The organism is Ensifer adhaerens (assembly GCF_002007205.1).
GTDB lineage: Bacteria > Pseudomonadota > Alphaproteobacteria > Rhizobiales > Rhizobiaceae > Ensifer > Ensifer adhaerens_D.
The window spans coordinates 152,717-168,109 of sequence record NZ_LAZS01000001.1; the positions used below are offsets into that span (position 1 = coordinate 152,717).

General features: G+C 64.5%; 13 protein-coding genes. 4 read left to right on the forward strand and 9 right to left on the reverse strand.

All coding sequences use genetic code 11. The features are described from left to right. Positions 1–136 precede the first annotated feature (136 nt). The 4 genes from XB14_RS00680 to XB14_RS00695 all read right to left on the reverse strand — a co-directional run bounded on the left by XB14_RS00680 (position 137) and on the right by XB14_RS00695 (position 7,954). The gene (locus tag XB14_RS00680) at positions 137–1,015 is read right to left on the reverse strand and encodes a transglutaminase family protein (RefSeq protein ID WP_077959711.1); all 879 of its coding nucleotides are present in this window, start codon (positions 1,013–1,015) and stop codon (positions 137–139) included. Positions 1,016–1,017: 2 nt separating this feature from the next. Continuing rightward, positions 1,018–3,426: a circularly permuted type 2 ATP-grasp protein gene (locus XB14_RS00685; RefSeq protein WP_077959712.1), complete on the reverse strand. Its 2,409-nt coding sequence runs from the start codon at positions 3,424–3,426 to the stop codon at positions 1,018–1,020. Continuing rightward, the gene (locus XB14_RS00690) at positions 3,427–6,753 is read right to left on the reverse strand and encodes a DUF2126 domain-containing protein (RefSeq protein ID WP_077959713.1); all 3,327 of its coding nucleotides are present in this window, start codon (positions 6,751–6,753) and stop codon (positions 3,427–3,429) included. Positions 6,754–6,919: 166 nt separating this feature from the next. Further along, positions 6,920–7,954 (reverse strand): aldo/keto reductase, encoded by a 1,035-nt coding sequence (locus XB14_RS00695; protein ID WP_077959888.1) that lies wholly within the window; start codon positions 7,952–7,954, stop codon positions 6,920–6,922. A 132-nt stretch (positions 7,955–8,086) separates the two neighbouring features. Between XB14_RS00695 and XB14_RS00700 the strand changes: the two genes are divergently transcribed. Then, positions 8,087–8,998, forward strand: a complete 912-nt coding sequence (locus XB14_RS00700) for a LysR family transcriptional regulator (protein WP_077959714.1) — start codon at positions 8,087–8,089, stop codon at positions 8,996–8,998. Here the strand turns inward: XB14_RS00700 and XB14_RS00705 are convergent. The 4 genes from XB14_RS00705 to XB14_RS00720 form a co-directional block, all read right to left on the reverse strand. After that, positions 8,970–10,787 (reverse strand): GGDEF domain-containing protein, encoded by a 1,818-nt coding sequence (locus XB14_RS00705; RefSeq protein WP_077959715.1) that lies wholly within the window; start codon positions 10,785–10,787, stop codon positions 8,970–8,972. The genes XB14_RS00700 and XB14_RS00705 overlap by 29 nt on opposite strands. 347 nt (positions 10,788–11,134) lie before the next feature. Further along, complete coding sequence (locus tag XB14_RS00710) at positions 11,135–11,902, reverse strand: VOC family protein (RefSeq protein WP_077959716.1); 768 nt, start codon at positions 11,900–11,902, stop codon at positions 11,135–11,137. A 132-nt stretch (positions 11,903–12,034) separates the two neighbouring features. Further along, entirely contained in the window at positions 12,035–12,511 is a 477-nt protein-coding gene (locus XB14_RS00715; RefSeq protein WP_077959717.1) for a DUF1579 domain-containing protein, read from the reverse strand. A gap of 103 nt (positions 12,512–12,614) precedes the next feature. Then, the gene (locus tag XB14_RS00720; RefSeq protein WP_077959718.1) at positions 12,615–13,343 is read right to left on the reverse strand and encodes a DUF899 domain-containing protein; all 729 of its coding nucleotides are present in this window, start codon (positions 13,341–13,343) and stop codon (positions 12,615–12,617) included. A gap of 61 nt (positions 13,344–13,404) precedes the next feature. Here XB14_RS00720 and XB14_RS00725 point away from each other — a divergent pair, with 61 nt between their 5' ends. Further along, on the forward strand, positions 13,405–13,851 hold the full coding sequence (locus XB14_RS00725) for a MarR family winged helix-turn-helix transcriptional regulator (protein WP_077959719.1): 447 nt from the start codon (positions 13,405–13,407) through the stop codon (positions 13,849–13,851). A 10-nt stretch (positions 13,852–13,861) separates the two neighbouring features. Here the strand turns inward: XB14_RS00725 and XB14_RS00730 are convergent, their stop codons facing one another. Then, the gene (locus tag XB14_RS00730) at positions 13,862–14,335 is read right to left on the reverse strand and encodes a MarR family winged helix-turn-helix transcriptional regulator (protein WP_077959720.1); all 474 of its coding nucleotides are present in this window, start codon (positions 14,333–14,335) and stop codon (positions 13,862–13,864) included. Between the two features lie 96 nt (positions 14,336–14,431). Between XB14_RS00730 and XB14_RS00735 the strand changes: the two genes are divergently transcribed. Both XB14_RS00735 and XB14_RS00740 read left to right on the forward strand, forming a co-directional pair. After that, entirely contained in the window at positions 14,432–14,839 is a 408-nt protein-coding gene (locus tag XB14_RS00735; protein ID WP_077959721.1) for a GFA family protein, read from the forward strand. A gap of 143 nt (positions 14,840–14,982) precedes the next feature. Continuing rightward, complete coding sequence (locus XB14_RS00740) at positions 14,983–15,387, forward strand: GFA family protein (RefSeq protein ID WP_077959722.1); 405 nt, start codon at positions 14,983–14,985, stop codon at positions 15,385–15,387. Positions 15,388–15,393 lie beyond the last annotated feature (6 nt).

Here is a 15,393-nt window from a genome sequence, read left to right on the forward strand (position 1 = left end):
CAATAGCGCCGATGGCTTACGATATCGTTCCGGCAATCGCTGCAATTTTAACGGAATTCGGGAAAACCAGTGCTTACAGCGGGTTCTGCGACCACAGTCGTGTGTGAAAACGGGAAATGGCCTGTGTCAAATCGGGTCACGGTACCGGAATGACGTCGACCGCCTGCTTGGTCTTCTGGCTGCCGTAGCTTTTCAGTATCCCGATCACCGGTGCTACGTCGCCATAGTCGCGTCCGTGGCCGACGACGATGTGGTCGGTTCCGGCCGGAATGTTGTTGGTCGGATCGAGTTCGATCCATCCAGAGGTTGCCCCGCACCAGACGCGCACCCAGGCGTGCATGGCATCGGCGCCTTCCAGGCGCTCCTTTCCGGGCGGGGGGATCGTCCTTAAGAATCCGCTAACGTAGCCGGCTGGGATGCCAAGGCTGCGGAGGGCAACGATCATGACATGGGCGAAATCCTGGCAGACGCCGCGTCTGAGCCTGAAAGCTTCTGCCGGCGTCGTGTTCACGGTCGTTGCCTCGCCGTCATAGACGAAGTCCCGATGGATGCGATCACACAGCGCCACGGCGATCTGGCGCACCGTCATTGTGTCGGTGGCGGTGTCGCGCGCGTAGGCGGCAATTTCGGCGGCCTCGGGCAAGAGCGGGCTCGGGCCGGCGAAGTGATGCGGCGCCTCCGCATCGACGGACCAGCAGGCGGAAAGCTCGGCCGGCAGGCGGCCGAGATCGGGGGAAAAGTCCGCGGTCAAGGCTTGCGCTTCCACCTGCACGCGCGCCTGCATGCGGATCGTCAGGTCGGCATGGGAGGCGCGAAAGAGGATCGACGTAAACGGGTTGGCGAAGAAGTCGATGCTCTCCGTGCGCTCGGCCGGCATCGGCTGGCAGCTCAGCGAGCCGACGACGAGACGCTGGCGGCCCGGCAGCGTCGCCGGCAGCACGCGCACGAGGTGGCGCCCGCCGGATACCGGCACTTCGTAGTCATAGGTGATCTTCAGGCTGATGTCGTAGAGCATGGCTAGCCGAGATAGGTTCGCGCGAGCAGATCGGACAGGCTTTCGAGATCCCGCTCCAACCGGTCGTAGACGTCGAGGTTCATCGCTTCCGGGGTCATCACCGCGAGCCCCGAATGCAGGCGCATCGCCTCGCGGTAGAAGGGGGACATCTGGCCGTTGACGAGCGCGTTCGGCAGCAGTTCCACCTCGGTCTTGATCTCGTTCACCTGATAGAGCACCGAGCGCGGATTGAGGGCGTCGAGCGCCAAAAGGTCGGTGACGGTCAAGGCGGCAGTGCTGACATTGTAGCGTCTGCGGTGGGTCATGACGCTGTCGCCGATTTCAAGCAGCATGTCATAGGCGCCATCGGGCGCATCCGGCCCCGACATGTGGCCGAGCAGCCGCGTCATGTGCAGCCCGCGCTCGATGTAACGGCCGATCGAAAGGAAGCGCCAGCCGGTGAAGCGGTACATGTTTTCATGCACCAGACCGGCAAAGCCGGCGAGCTTGCGCAGGAGCACGGTGATCGCCCGGGTCGCGTCGTCGCCGGCCTGCACCGTCGCGTGGAACTTACGCGCCGTCTGCGACAGGTCGTTGAGCGCCAGCCAGCCGTCCGGCGAGAACCGGTCGCGGATGTTGCCGGCGCTGAAAAGGGCGCTTGCGATATTGGCAAGCAGGCTGTCGGGTACCGGCTGGCGCGCATCGATGTCGAGGGCGGAGAGATAGTCGCTGACATCCTTCAAGAGCGGCAGGTCCGGATCCGCCGTTTCGGCGAACCGGCCATGCCAGGCGCGCAGGATGCGCAACGCCCCTTCGGCGCGCTCGATGTAGCGGCCGAGCCAGAAGAGATTGTCGGCAGCCCGGCTCGGCAGGCTTCCCGGCATGTTGCGGGTGAAGCTCTCCTCGGCCGGAAGCAGCGTCGTGCGCTCGACCGGCCGGTCGCTGACGATCCAGACGTCGGCGGCGGTGCCGCCGGCCTGCATCGCGATCGCGGCGACGTCGTCGCCGGAGCCGATGCGGGCGAAGCCGCCCGGCATGATCTGCCAGCCGTCGCGGCTGCGTGCCGCGAAAACGCGCAGGCTCATCGGCCGCGGGGCCAACCGGCCGTGCACCCAGGCCGGCGTGGTCGAAAGGGTCACCACCTCCTGGCCGACGAGCTTGCCGCCCTCGGCGTCGAGCCAGCCGGCGATCGAAGCCTTCGCTTCGTCGTCGAGCGTTGCTCCGAGCACGGACTGGCCGTTGTCGTCGAAGAAGGGGCGCGTCGCATTTGCCGGGCCGATGACCATGCGCTCGATGTTGGCGGCGACCTGCTGGCGCTCGGCACTCTGGCCGCACCACCAGGTGGCGATCGAGGGCAGCTTCTGCTCCTCGCCGAGCAGATGACGGCAGATCGCCGGCATGAAGGCGAGGAAGGCGCGGGTTTCGACGATGCCGGAGCCGAGCGCATTGACGATCGAAACGGAACCGGCGCGCAGCGCCTCGACGATGCCGGGCGTGCCGATGTGCGAGGACTGGTTGAGCTCCAGCGGATCGGCAAAGGCGGCGTCGAGGCGGCGCCAGAGCACGCCGATCGGCTTGAGGCCGGCGACGGTGCGCACCATCACGCGGCCGCCGACAACGGTGAGGTCCTCGCCTTCGAGCAGCATGAAGCCCAGATAGCGGGCGATGTAGGCGTGCTCGAAATAGGTCTCGTTGGCGATGCCGGGCGACAGAACGGCGATGCGGTCGTCCGGATGCAGCCTGCGGCTCTGCAGCGTGTCGCGGAACTCGCCGAAGAAGCCGGCCAGCCGGTGGACGTGGCTTTCGGCATAGAGATTGGAAAAGGCGCGGGTGGTCGCGACCCGGTTTTCCAGCGCGAAGCCGGCGCCTGAGGGCGCCTCCGTGCGGTCGGACAGGACCCACCAGTTGCCGTCAGGACCGCGGCCGATCTCGAAGGAGACGAAATGCAGGAAATGGCCGTCGGCCGGCTTTACGCCGACGAGCGGGCGCAGGAACTCCGGATTGGAGGCGACGAGGGCCGGCGGCAGCAGTCCCTCCTCAACCAGTCGGTTCTCGCCGTAGATGTCGGCGACCACCTTTTCCAGAAGCTCGGCGCGCTGCACGAGCCCTTGAGAGACGTGAGCCCATTCCCTTTCGTCGATCAGCACCGGGATATGGGAGAGCGGCCAGCTTCGCTCGGAACTCTCCTTGGCGCCGTACACCCGATAGAAGACGCCGGCGTCGCGCAGATAGCGATCAGCGCGCGCAAAACGGTTGGCAAGCTCGGTCTCGTCGAGCCGCCCGAGTGTTGCAAGCAGCCGTTGCCAGACCGGGCGGACATTGCCCTCCTGGTCGAGCATTTCGTCGGCAATGCCCGGTAGGGCACGGTAGCCGAAGACGGGATCGTCGTCGGTGCCCGGATGGTTCGCGGCCGCTGTCTGCTTCTTCGGCATTTACGCTCCTGGCGGACGCCTGAGATCAAGCGTCATCGGGAATTCCATCGAAGGGCTTTCCGGGCGAAGCGGGTAACTGCCGGGCGTATGGCCCCAGGGTTCGAACCGCGCCAGTCGCCGCGCCTCGGCCTCGTTGCCGTTGACCGGAAACGTGTCGTAGCTGCGCCCACCCGGATGGGCGACATGGTAGACGCATCCGCCAATCGCCCGATTCGACCATGTATCATAGATATCGAATGTAAGGGGAGTGTTGACCGGCAGGACCGGATGCAGGCCCGAAGCCGGCTGCCAGGCCTTGTAGCGTACGCCGGCAACCGCCGCGCCGTTCGAGCCGGTGCGTGTCAGAGGCACAGGCCGGCCGCTGCAGGCGACCGTAAAACGCTCGGGATTGGCGGTATCGAGCTTGACCTGCAGGCGTTCGACCGAGCTGTCGACATGGCGCACGGTGCCGCCGATCGCGCCCTGTTCGCCCATCACGTGCCAGGGTTCGAGCGCCTGGCGGATTTCGAGCCTTGCCCCTTCGTATTCCACCTCGCCGCAGAAGGGGAAGCGGAACTCGAGCTGCGCCTCGAACCATTCGGGCTTCAGATCGAAGCCGTGGGCTCTGAGATCGGCGAGCACTTCGAGAAAATCCTGCCAGACATGGTGCGGCAACATGAAACGGTCATGCAGTGCCGTGCCCCAGCGCACGAAGCAGCCATCCACAGGGTGTTTCCAGAAGCGGGCGATGAGGGCGCGCACCAGCAATTGCTGGGCAAGCGACATGCGGGCGTTGGGCGGCATCTCGAAACCGCGGAACTCGACCAGGCCGAGGCGACCGGTGGGCCCGTCAGGCGAGAACAGCTTGTCGATGCAGATCTCCGCCCGGTGGGTGTTGCCGGTGACGTCGACGAGCAGGTTGCGGAACAATCGGTCGACCAGCCAGGGCAGGGGCGGTGGCGTCGCTGAACCGGGCATCGGCACCTGGGCGAGCGCGATTTCAAGCTCATAGAGCTGATCGTGCCGGGCCTCGTCGATCCGCGGCGCCTGCGAGGTCGGGCCGATGAACAGGCCGGAGAACAGGTAGGAGAGCGAGGGATGCCGCTGCCAATGCAGCACCATGCTTTTCAGCAGATCCGGGCGGCGCAGGAATGGGCTGTCATTGGGATTGGCGCCGCCGACGACCACATGGTTGCCGCCGCCGGTGCCCGTGTGGCGCCCGTCGATCATGAACTTGTCGGCACCGAGCCGGCTCTGCCGCGCTTCCTCATAAACCGCGGTGGTGATGTCGACGCAGTCGCGCCAATGGGCGGCCGGGTGGATGTTGACCTCGATCACGCCCGGATCGGGTGCCACGCGAATGACGTTGATGCGCTCATCCTGCGGCGGCGCATAGCCCTCGATATGGACGGGCAGGCCAAGAGCGGCTGCGGCCCGTTCCGCGGACGCGATCAGGTCGAGATACTCCTCGATGCTGGCCAGCGGCGGCATGAAGACGCAGAGCCGGCCGTCGCGCGGTTCGACACTGATGGCGGTGCGCACAAGGCCGGCGATCTCGTCGCGCGCCACCGGCAGCGGCGTCTCCGGCATTTCCGCGGCTTGAAAGCGGGAGTGCTGTGGGCGGGCGCTGCTTTCGGCAAAATCAGGCAGGTCGTCCCGCAGGACGGTCGGATCGACCGGGTGGATATAGGGATAGGCAGAGGGCGCGACATAGGGCAAGGCGCCGAGCGGCAGGCGATAGCCGACGGGGCTGTCACCGGGAACGAGGAAAATGCGGCCGCGGCGCGTCTGCCACTTCTCGCTCATCCACTGCACACCGCTGGCTCGCGCGTTCCAGGCCTGCACCGGCAGCACGTAGCCGGTCGGCGTCGTCAGGCCACGCTCGAAGACGCGGGCCATGCGGCTGCGCTCCTCGGGATCCTTGAGCTTGGAGTTGGAAGGATCGACGTTGTCGGGGAGGTTTGCCTCCTTCAGCAGCCAGTCGGCGGGGTCTTCAAAGGCCGGTAGGACCATTTCGGTCGACAGGTCCAATTCGCCTGCCATCAGATGCAACAGGCTTTCGGCATCCTTCTCGGTGACGTCATGCTGGCCTGTCTCATCGGCGATCAGGTCGGGGCGGCGCCAGATCGGCACGCCGTCCTTGCGCCAGTAGAGCGAGAAGGTCCATCGCGGCAGGCTTTCGCCGGGATACCATTTGCCCTGGCCGTAATGGAGGAAGCCGCCGGGGGCGAAACGTTCGCGCAGGCGGCGGATCAGCGCATCCGCCTTCTCGCGCTTGGTCGGGCCGACGGCGGCGGTGTTCCACTCCTCCGATTCGAAGTCGTCGATGGAAACGAAAGTCGGCTCGCCGCCCATCGTCAGGCGGATGTCGTTCTCTTGGAGCACCCGGTCGACCTTCTCACCGAGCGCGTTCAGCCCATCCCAGCTTTCGTCGGAGAAGGGCTTGGTAATGCGCGGATGCTCGGCGACGCGCCTCACCTTCATGTCGAAGGCGAAATCGGTGCGGGTCTCGGGATCACCGAAGTAGCCGCCGGAGATCGGGGCGGCATTGCGGTAATGGGGCGTCGCGGCAAGCGGAATGTGGCTCTCGCCGGTCAGGAGGCCCGAGGTCGGGTCGAGCCCGACCCAGCCGGCGCCCGGCAGGTAGACTTCGGCCCAGGCATGCAGGTCGGTGAAGTCGTGGTCGGTGCCGGAGGGGCCGTCGAGCGCCTTGAGGTCTGGCGTCAGCTGGATGAGATAACCGGAGACGAAACGGGCGGCGAAACCGAGATTGCGCAGGATCTGGACGAGCAGCCAGCTTGAATCACGGCAGGAGCCGCGGGCCGACGTCAGCGTGTCCTCCGGCGTCTGCACGCCGGGCTCCATGCGGATGACGTAGCCGACCTCATGCTGCAGGCGTGCGTTCAGCCCGACGACCATATCGATCGTGCGCTGCCGCGAGCGATCGACCGTCGCCAGGAAAGCTGAAAGTGCCGGTCCCATCGGCTCGGGCGTCATGTAAATCTTCAGATCGTCACTGAGGTCTTCGGGATAGGTGAAAGGCCAGTGCTCGGCCTCCTCTTCGACGAAGAAGTCGAACGGGTTGTAGACCGTCATGTCGGCGACGAGATCGACTTCGACCTTCAGCTCGCTCACCGGATCGGGAAAGACGAAGCGGGCAAGGTAGTTGCCGTAGGGATCCTGCTGCAGGTTGACGAAATGGTTGCCCGGAGAAACTTTCAGCGAATGGCTGATGACCTTAGTCTTTGAATGGGCCGCCGGTTTCAGCCGGATGATCTGCGGCGACAGCCTGATCGGGCGGTCATAGGTATAGTGGGTCAGGTGATAAATGCTGGCCTTGATCGACATGCCGGATTTGGTCCCCTTCGTGGCGGGTCTGACGCCCTCCATCGCCACGAAGTTTGTGCAATGCAAATTGAGAATGCAAGCGCGAAAGCGCACGGGGAAAATCAAGGCTGCGCAAGGCTTTCGCACGCCCGAGCGGGCGTGCGACATGTGGGCCGTTTTCTGCCAGTCAAACGAGCGGCGGGTTGATCCGCGCGAAACCTTCCTGGCGGTAATAGGGGAAGTAGGGATAGGCCGGCGTCGTTTTGCTTGCCTCGTCGAGCCGGGCGATCTGCTCCGGCGACAGCGACCAGCCGACGGCACCGAGGTTCTGGCGAAGCTGCTCCTCGTTGCGGGCGCCGATGATGACGCTCGAGACTGTCGGGCGCTGCAGCAGCCAGTTGATGGCGATCTGCGGGATCGTCCTGCCGGTTTCTTCGGCGAGCTGATCGAGCACGTCGACGACGTCGTAGAGTTTCTCGTCATCGACCGGCGGGCCGAAGACCGCCGTGTCGTGCAGGCGGCTGCCTTCGGGCCACGGCTTGCCGCGCCGGATCTTGCCGGTGAGACGCCCCCAGCCGAGCGGGCTCCAGACCAGCGCGCCGACGCCCTGGTCGGCGCCAAGCGGCATCAGTTCCCATTCGTAGTCTCGGCCGACGAGCGAATAATAGACCTGGTGGGCGACATGGCGCACGAGGCCGTGCCTTTCCGAGACCGCCAGCGACTTCATCAGTTGCCAGCCGGCGAAGTTGGATGCGCCGACGTAGCGCAGCTTGCCGGCGGCAACGAGATCGTCGAGGGTCGAAAGAGTTTCCTCGACCGGCGTTCCGGCGTCGAAGGCGTGCAACTGCAGCAGGTCGATGTAGTCGGTCCCGAGCCGCTTCAGGGCATCCTCGACGCCCTTGACGAGACGGGTGCGCGAGGTGCCGGCGTCATTCGGCCCGTCGCCCATCGGCAGGGCGATCTTGGTCGAAATGAGCACGGCATCACGCCGTCCCTTGATCGCTGCACCGAGCACGCTCTCGGACGCGCCGTCGGAATAGACGTCGGCCGTGTCGAAGAGATTGACGCCAGCTTCGAGCGAGATGTCGATCAGCCGCCGCGCCTCGGCCTCATCGCTGTTGCCCCAGGCACTGAAAAGCGGCCCCTTGCCGCCGAAGGTGCCGGCACCGAAACTCAAGGCCGGTACCTTCAGTCCGGATGATCCAAGCCGTCTGTATTCCATGTGGTCAAACTCCTCGTTGGTTTTGTCCTTGCGAGACCGGACGTCGGTCATTCGCCGATGAGGAGAAGGTGGTATCGCGACCATTTGCGATGTAGACCGGATGAAAGAACATCATTTGTGAGTTGAAGTTACATGTCGCGACTGCCCATCAATCGTTCGGGGGAAATGGCGGTCTTTGCCAAGGTGGTGGAACTCGGCGGTTTCTCCGCCGCGGCGACGGCCTTCTGCATGTCGCCCTCGGCCGTCAGCAAACTCGTCCAGAGGCTGGAGGAAAGGCTCGGGGTCCGGCTCGTCAACCGGTCGACACGCCGGCTGCAGATGACGGCGGAAGGCTGTGCCTTCTACGAGCGGGTGGTGCGCATCCTTGCCGACATCAACGAGGCGGAGCGCGAGGCGGGATCAGGCGAAACGCCCGAGGGGCGCGTGCGCCTGAACGTCAGCGCTTCCTATGCGACGCATGTGCTGATGCCGGTCCTGCCGGAGTTTCTCTCGGCTTTTCCGTCGGTCTCGCTCGATATCCTGCAGACCGACGCCGTGGTCGATCTGATGACGGAGCGGGCCGACATCGCCGTGCGCGCCGGCCCGCTGAAATCTTCGAGCCTGATTGCGCGCAAGCTCGGCAGCACGTCGATGACGATCGTCGGCGCGCCGTCCTATCTCGAACGGTTCGGCGCGCCCGACAGCGTCGGTGACCTCGAAGCGATGAACAGGCTGAGCCACAGCTATGCGCGTTCGGTCGATGGCTGGCCGCTGATGTCGAATGGAGAGCCGGTTACGGTGGCGCCGACGGAAAAGGTCCGCGTGAGCGACGGCGAGGGCTTGCGCCAGCTTGCGCTCGCCGGTGTGGGCCTGGCGCGGCTGCCGACGTTTACGGTGAAGGAAGATATCGCTTGCGGCCGGCTGGTGGCGGTTGCCGAGCACATGAACCCGGGCGACACCGAATCCTTCCATGCGGTGTTTCATGGGCAGGGCGGCGCGCTGCCGGCGCGCGTACGGGTGGTGCTCGATTTCCTGGCTACGCGCGCGCGGATTTCATCGCCGTGAAAGGTGCGCCGATCGCTTCGTCCGGCTGGCCGCAGACGCGGTTGCGACCTTCCGACTTGGCGCGATAGAGTTCCGTGTCGGCAAGTTCGATCAGGTGCTTCCAGCCACCGTTCGCGCTGCGCCCCTCCGCCACGCCAAAGCTGGCGGTGACGTTCAGCTCCTGCCCATCGGCAAGGACGATCGGTTCGCGTGCGAGGCTGATCCTGATCCGTTCCGCAAGGGCAAGGGCGGACTCGATGCTGTCGCCGGGCGTGATCACGGCAAATTCCTCGCCGCCGAAGCGGGCGACGAGATCGGAGTTGCGCACGGAGTTGCGGATGATGCGGGCGGTTTCCTGAAGAACGATGTCGCCGATCAGATGGCCATGGGTATCGTTGATCTGCTTGAAATGGTCGATGTCCATCAGGATCAGACAGGCGTCCTGATCCTTGCCGGACGCCTCTTCCGCACCGCCGATGAGCTCCAATGCGCGGCGGTTGAGCAGGCCGGTCAACTCGTCCGTTTCCGCCTGGCGTTCGAGATGCTGCATCAGCAGCGTGCGCTCGTCGAGGCGCAGGCGCAGAATGTCGATCGCGTCGAACAGCCGTCCCATTTCGCCTTCTCCGCCCTTGCCCTGGAGGCGCGTGATCGGGCGGTCGTTGGCAAGCTCGATGATGCTGTGGCGGGCGATCAGCAAGGGTTCGAAGACCAGCGAGCGGGCACGTCGCATCAATATCAGCAGCACCAGGAAGAGTGAGAATGTCGCAAGGCTCGCGACCGCGAGCTTGATCGACGCCCGCGTCTTGTTGGCGGAGAGGCGTTCGACGGTCGAATCCATGAAGGCGCGACGCAGGTCCTCGAGCGGCTTCATTTTTGGAACGAAGAGGTCCGTCAACTGCTCGGCCGTCATCGGATAGGCGCCGGAGGTCTTACCCTCGGCGACGATGCCGTCGATGATCGCGAAGCCTTCGCCGAAGAACTCGCGGTCGATCTTGGCGAGGTCGCCGATCTTCACCGGGTCGAGGCCGGGAAGGGCGCCCGGCTTGCCGACGATGGCCCAGACTTCCTGCAGCCTGCCGCGCGTGCGCTCGCTGTCGGCCAGGTTCTTCACCGCGAGCGGCTTGCCGACTGCGACGGGCGCCATGACGTGCGAGCCGAGCCGACCACCATCTTCACGCAGATTGGAAAGCATCTGGGCTGCAAGGGCAATGCCGGCAAGGTTCGGGTCCGTGTTTGTCAGACGCTGAACGTTCCAGTCGATCGCGGGGCGGAGCGCGTCGATCACGCCGAACATGGCTTCGATCGTCGCTTCGATTTCGGCCAGGTTTCGCTCTTCCGGCGGAAGGACCGCGATGCGATCGACTTCCGCACGGGCGAGCATCAGCCGGCGACGGACCTCGGCAAGGATGGGCGAAAGCGCACCGGCCGGTTCGGAGCGGCTGGCATTGTCTATGTCGGCGGTGATCTGGGCGAGGGCTGCGTCGCTGCGGGCACGAAACTCGGCCAGGCGGGTCTCCACGGCCGATCCGGGCGCCACGCCGATGCCGAGCATGCCGTTGGAAGGGCCGCGTTCGGCCGAGAGATAGTTTGCGGCGTCGAGCACGCGGCAAAAGGCCGTGACCTCCGTCAGGTTGCGGCGCGCGATGACAAAATCGCTATAGGATGCGGCGATAATTTCGGTGGCAAGAATGCCCGTGCAGGCAACGACGATGGCCACCAGCCATTGCAGCTTGCGTCGCAGGGCCTTGGCCGTGCGCGCTTCCCCAACGCCCTTTTGAGGGGACGCATAGCTGCTGCCCTTGTTGCTCATTTGCGCGAAGTTGCTCCACTCATGTCGCCGCTCGTCTGCTCGACAATCGCGACAAATTCTTGCCCCGGCAAGAAACCCACCCGAAATCAGTGTGCTTGCTGCCCCTGTTATCGTATAAGATGTTAAATAACCTTGAAATACCCTGAAATACTAGGGGTCAATCCGCAACCGAGGGATGCGCCCGGCGCACGGCAGGCCTCAGTTTTGGCCACCTCGGTGTTCGCTTTCCGGTCCATGATCGTAAAAAATCAGGCCCGTTTTCTTGCCGAAAGCGGGCCTGGACTTTGTCTGCTGTCATTTTACTTCAGCAACTCTTCACGGCAACGTGATCTGTGCTGCCGCCCGGCTTAGCGCTTCGCTCCGACCAGTGCGAAGAGGGCGCCTTGCGGGTCGAGCGCCTGAATGATCCAGGCGCCGCCGGGGACTTCCATCGGCTCCAGCACGATCTTGCCGCCGCCGGCCTTGATGCGTTCGATGGCGGCATCGATGGCCGGCACGTTGATGTAATAGAGCCAGTAAGGCGCGGGCACTTCCTTCGGCTTGGTCATCATCCCGCCGATCGGGGCGCCGCCATGGGCAAAAATCTGGTAGACGCCCATGTCGCCCATATCCATGCCCTGGTCCTTCGTCCAGCCGAAGAGTTCGGAATAGAAGGGAAAGGCGGTGTCGAGGTCGCCGGCAGCGAGTTCGTGCCAGCCGATCAGGCCGGGCGCCATCGGGTCGGTGACCGGCGGCGGATCACCGGTGCCCTTGAAGATAGCGAACACCGCGCCGTGCGGGTCGGTGACGACGGCAAACCGCCCGATGCCTGGGATATCGTCCGGCGCCCGGTGTACCTTGCCGCCCTTGGCGGCGACGCTGGCGGCGGTCGCATCGACGTCGTCGACGCCGACATAGCCGAGCCAGGCGGGGGGCACCTTCATTTCGAGCGCGCCTTCCGGCATGGTCATCAGTCCCGCCACCGGAATCTCGCCGACGTTGAACAACGTGTAGCTGATGCCGTCCATGCCGGCATCGCTGGCGTTCCAGCCGACCACGTCCTTGTAGAACGTTTCGGCGGCCGCCATGTCGGTGGTCATCAGTTCGTACCAAACGAATTTGCCGTGATCTGCCATTGCTTCCTCCGGTTTGCTCTGGCGCGGCGTATCTGGCGCCGCTTGGTTGCCTGTTCGAATGCGCCGTCGTCGGGTCGGCGTGCCATCGGGCGGCGCGACCGGAAAGCCGCAGGCCGTCTTCAGCCCCCGCCTTCAATCCCGGCCCGTGTATTCCGCCGTCATCATGTCCTTCCAGCTTCCGTCCGCTGCCTGCACCTGCGACGTCAGCAGGCGACGGGATTGGCCGGCAATCGTGATGACGTCGCGATAGCGCGCGGTCCTGCCGGCGTTCTCGAAGTCCGGCCCCTCGCAATAGAGGGACAGGGACGTGCCGTCTGCGGTGAGTTCGCCGTCATAGATCCACATGTGGCTCATCATCGAGCCGACCCAGGTGCCGACGTAGCGTCTCGTCTGCGGATTGTAGCCGAGGGTCATCAACGTCCGGCCGAAACTGCCGCCCGGCATCGTTCCCTGACCCTCGCAGACGATCCACATGCCTTCGAGCGAGCGGACGTGCTCGGTCCAAGGTCCGCTTCCATCAGGCTCGCCATCGGGTCCGGCCGAGCGGATGTGCCAGTCGCCCAGCAACTGCTCGAGCCAGCGGTGCGCTTCTTCCGGTTCTGCTCTCACGGGATTTCCTTCTTGGGGCCGGGCACAGGTCATCGACCCGGCATGCGAGCGTTGTCAAAACGATCTCGCGGGCGAAAGGTTCCGCCCGCCGGCAATCTCGAGGTCAGCCCGCCTTGCGTCCGGGCTCCCGATCGTATTCGTCGTGTCGGCGGACGAAGCTCATGGTGCCGTCTTCGTTGCGGCCTTTCGGCGCGCGGTCGAGCAGCATCAGCGTGCCCACCAGTTCCTCGAGCCCGCGGGCATAGGACGAGTAGGTGTGGTAGATCATGCCGTCCTCGGCCTTCTGGAAGGCGCTGAGGCCGGGAAGTTCCTCATGCGCATCGGCGCTTTCGATGTCCGTGAAATTGTAGCCGACCCTGCCGCGTGCGAGCTCTTCCGCCGAAAAGGCGACATGGAAATCATGGTTGAAGCCGTTGCCTTCCGCCGAGACCCAGGGGAAATGCCACTCCATGCGTTTCTTGTAGGCTTCGATCTTTGCGAGCGGCGCGTTCGATGCGGCGATCAGCGTCACGTCGTGATGGTTGAGGTGCGGCAGCATGCCGGCGAAGTGATCGACCAGGAAGGAGCAGCCGGGGCAGCCGGCCTCCCAGGTGGGGCCGAACATGAAATGGTAGACCATAAGTTGGCTGCGGCCATCGAAAAGCTCGGACAGCGACTTGCGGCCGCTGGGCGTGTCGAAGACGTAGGTATTTTCCATCTTCACCCAGGGCAAAGCCAGCCGGGCGGCATTGACCTTGTCGCGCGCGTGGGTGTGTTCCTTTTCCAGCGCAAGCAGATCTTTGCGCGCTTTCAGCCACTCTCCAGGCGATACCACTGCGTGGTCCTGTCTCATGCCCGCTCCTCCTTCCAACGTTGCACTTGACTATTTATGTTGATATCAACATTAATCGGGCATGTCAAAAATGCCGCTCGTCTCGTTCGATACTACCCTGCATGTGAAGGACACCTGCCTCTGCCTGCATGTGCAGCGCGCCGCGCGTGCCATTGCCCGCCGGTTCGACGAGGCGCTGCGCCCGCTCGATATCACCAACGGACAATTCTCTCTCCTGATGTCGCTCAACCGCCCGGCGCCGCCGAACATGGGCGCGGTGGCATCGCTGCTGGCCATGGACCGGACGACATTGACGGCGGCCCTGAAGCCGCTGGAACGGCGCGGCCTGGTGGAGAGTTTTCCGGATGCCGACGACCGGCGGTCGCGGCGATTGCGGCTGACGCCGGAGGGGCAGGCGCTGCTGGCGCGTGCCGTGCCGCTCTGGCGGAACCTCCATGACGCGCTCGATCCGGTGCTCGGTGACGGTGGCCCGGATCGCCTGCGCGCAGATCTCCTGAGCCTCGCTTGACGGCGCCGGGTCAGTCCTCCGGCGCTTCTGGTGCAGGGCGCTCCCTGAGCACCTCGATTAGCTCGGCGATCAGGGCCGAGGCCTGCCGCAGCCGTCTTTCGCCGAGCGCCCCGCCAAGACTGTCCGCCCAGCTCGCCTGCCGCTGCTTGATCGCGAGCAGCGCCGCTTCTCCCGTCGCGGTCAGGATCATGAGCTTCGCCCTCTGGTGGGTCGGGTTGTCCCTGTAGGCGATCAGGCCTTCCGCCTCCAGCAGATCGGCAATGCGCTGCACGCCCTGGCGCGCAAGCCCGAGTGCGCGGGCGGCATCGGCAACTGACATCGGGGCGTGGTTTGCCGCGGCGAGCACCTGCCAGCGGGCGCTCGTCTGTCCGGAAGGCTTGGCGAGCGCGTCACCGGCCTGCGTCAGCGGACCGGCAAGCCGTAGAACGGATATGGCAAATTCCGCAAAGGCGTCGCCGGCGGGCGTCCGATCAGGATCTTTCATGTTGACAGCACCACCGTTGTGTGGATGTTTTGTATGACATCATGTTGTCATGTAGAAATCGTTTCAGCAAGTCATTTCAGCAAGGGAGAAGAGAGCATGGCGAGAAGGACTTACAAGGGTGGTTGCCATTGTGGCAAGGTGCGATACGAGGCGACTCTCGATCTGGATGACGGGACGACGCGGTGCAACTGCTCGTTCTGTGCCAAGGCCCGCTACTGGGGCGCGCAGGTCCGGCCGGAGGATTTTCGCCTGCTGTCGCCGGAGGACCAGGTTGGGCTCTATCAGTTCGGCGCCAAGGTGGGCCATCATCGCTTCTGCCCGACCTGCGGCATCATCTCCTATAGCCATGGCTACGTGGAAGAACTCGGCGGCGCCTATTGCAGCATCAATGTCGCAACGATCGACGATGTCGATCCGTCCATCCTCGCCGAAGTGTCGGTACAATATCTTGATGGCCGCAACGACCGCTGGGACGAAACTCCCGCCGAGTTTCGTCATCTCTGAACGACGCACCGGGAGCCTTCTTTAATTGACAATATGTTGTCAATGTGGCACATGCACTGCATGGGCTTCACCTGGCAGCATATTGTCAACCGGGTGGGCGGAGATGCGGGCCTGCCTGGCCCCGGAAAGCAGGAGCGACGGTTATGAAACTGACCTACAAAGGAAGCTGCCATTGCGGAAACATCCGCTATGAGGCCGATATCGACCTCGATGCCGGCACCGGCAAATGCAACTGCTCGATTTGCTGGAAGCGGCGCTACTGGGGGGCGGTCGTGAAGCCCGACGCCTTCCGGCTGCAGTGCGACGAAGCCAATATCGCCGACTACCAGTTCGGCAGCGACAGCGTGCATCACCGCTTCTGCAGGACCTGCGGCGTTGCCGCCTTCGGCCACGGCTATATCGAGGAGATCGGCGGCGCCTATTACTCCGTCAACGTCGCCTGCCTCGACAACCTCGACCCGGCGGTCCTGGCCGAAGCACCGGTGCAATATATGGACGGGCGCAACAACAACTGGTTCCACGCGCCGGCGGAGACGCGCCACCTCTAAAGCCCG

Coding starts and splice junctions, on each gene's coding strand:
- XB14_RS00680 (WP_077959711.1), bottom strand. CDS start 1,015: ATGCTCTACGACATCAGCCTGAAGATCACCTATGACTACGAAGTGCCG.
- XB14_RS00685 (WP_077959712.1), bottom strand. CDS start 3,426: ATGCCGAAGAAGCAGACAGCGGCCGCGAACCATCCGGGCACCGACGAC.
- XB14_RS00690 (WP_077959713.1), bottom strand. CDS start 6,753: ATGTCGATCAAGGCCAGCATTTATCACCTGACCCACTATACCTATGAC.
- XB14_RS00695 (WP_077959888.1), bottom strand. CDS start 7,954: ATGGAATACAGACGGCTTGGATCATCCGGACTGAAGGTACCGGCCTTG.
- XB14_RS00700 (WP_077959714.1), top strand. CDS start 8,087: ATGTCGCGACTGCCCATCAATCGTTCGGGGGAAATGGCGGTCTTTGCC.
- XB14_RS00705 (WP_077959715.1), bottom strand. CDS start 10,787: ATGAGCAACAAGGGCAGCAGCTATGCGTCCCCTCAAAAGGGCGTTGGG.
- XB14_RS00710 (WP_077959716.1), bottom strand. CDS start 11,902: ATGGCAGATCACGGCAAATTCGTTTGGTACGAACTGATGACCACCGAC.
- XB14_RS00720 (WP_077959718.1), bottom strand. CDS start 13,343: ATGAGACAGGACCACGCAGTGGTATCGCCTGGAGAGTGGCTGAAAGCG.
- XB14_RS00725 (WP_077959719.1), top strand. CDS start 13,405: ATGTCAAAAATGCCGCTCGTCTCGTTCGATACTACCCTGCATGTGAAG.
- XB14_RS00730 (WP_077959720.1), bottom strand. CDS start 14,335: ATGAAAGATCCTGATCGGACGCCCGCCGGCGACGCCTTTGCGGAATTT.
- XB14_RS00735 (WP_077959721.1), top strand. CDS start 14,432: ATGGCGAGAAGGACTTACAAGGGTGGTTGCCATTGTGGCAAGGTGCGA.
- XB14_RS00740 (WP_077959722.1), top strand. CDS start 14,983: ATGAAACTGACCTACAAAGGAAGCTGCCATTGCGGAAACATCCGCTAT.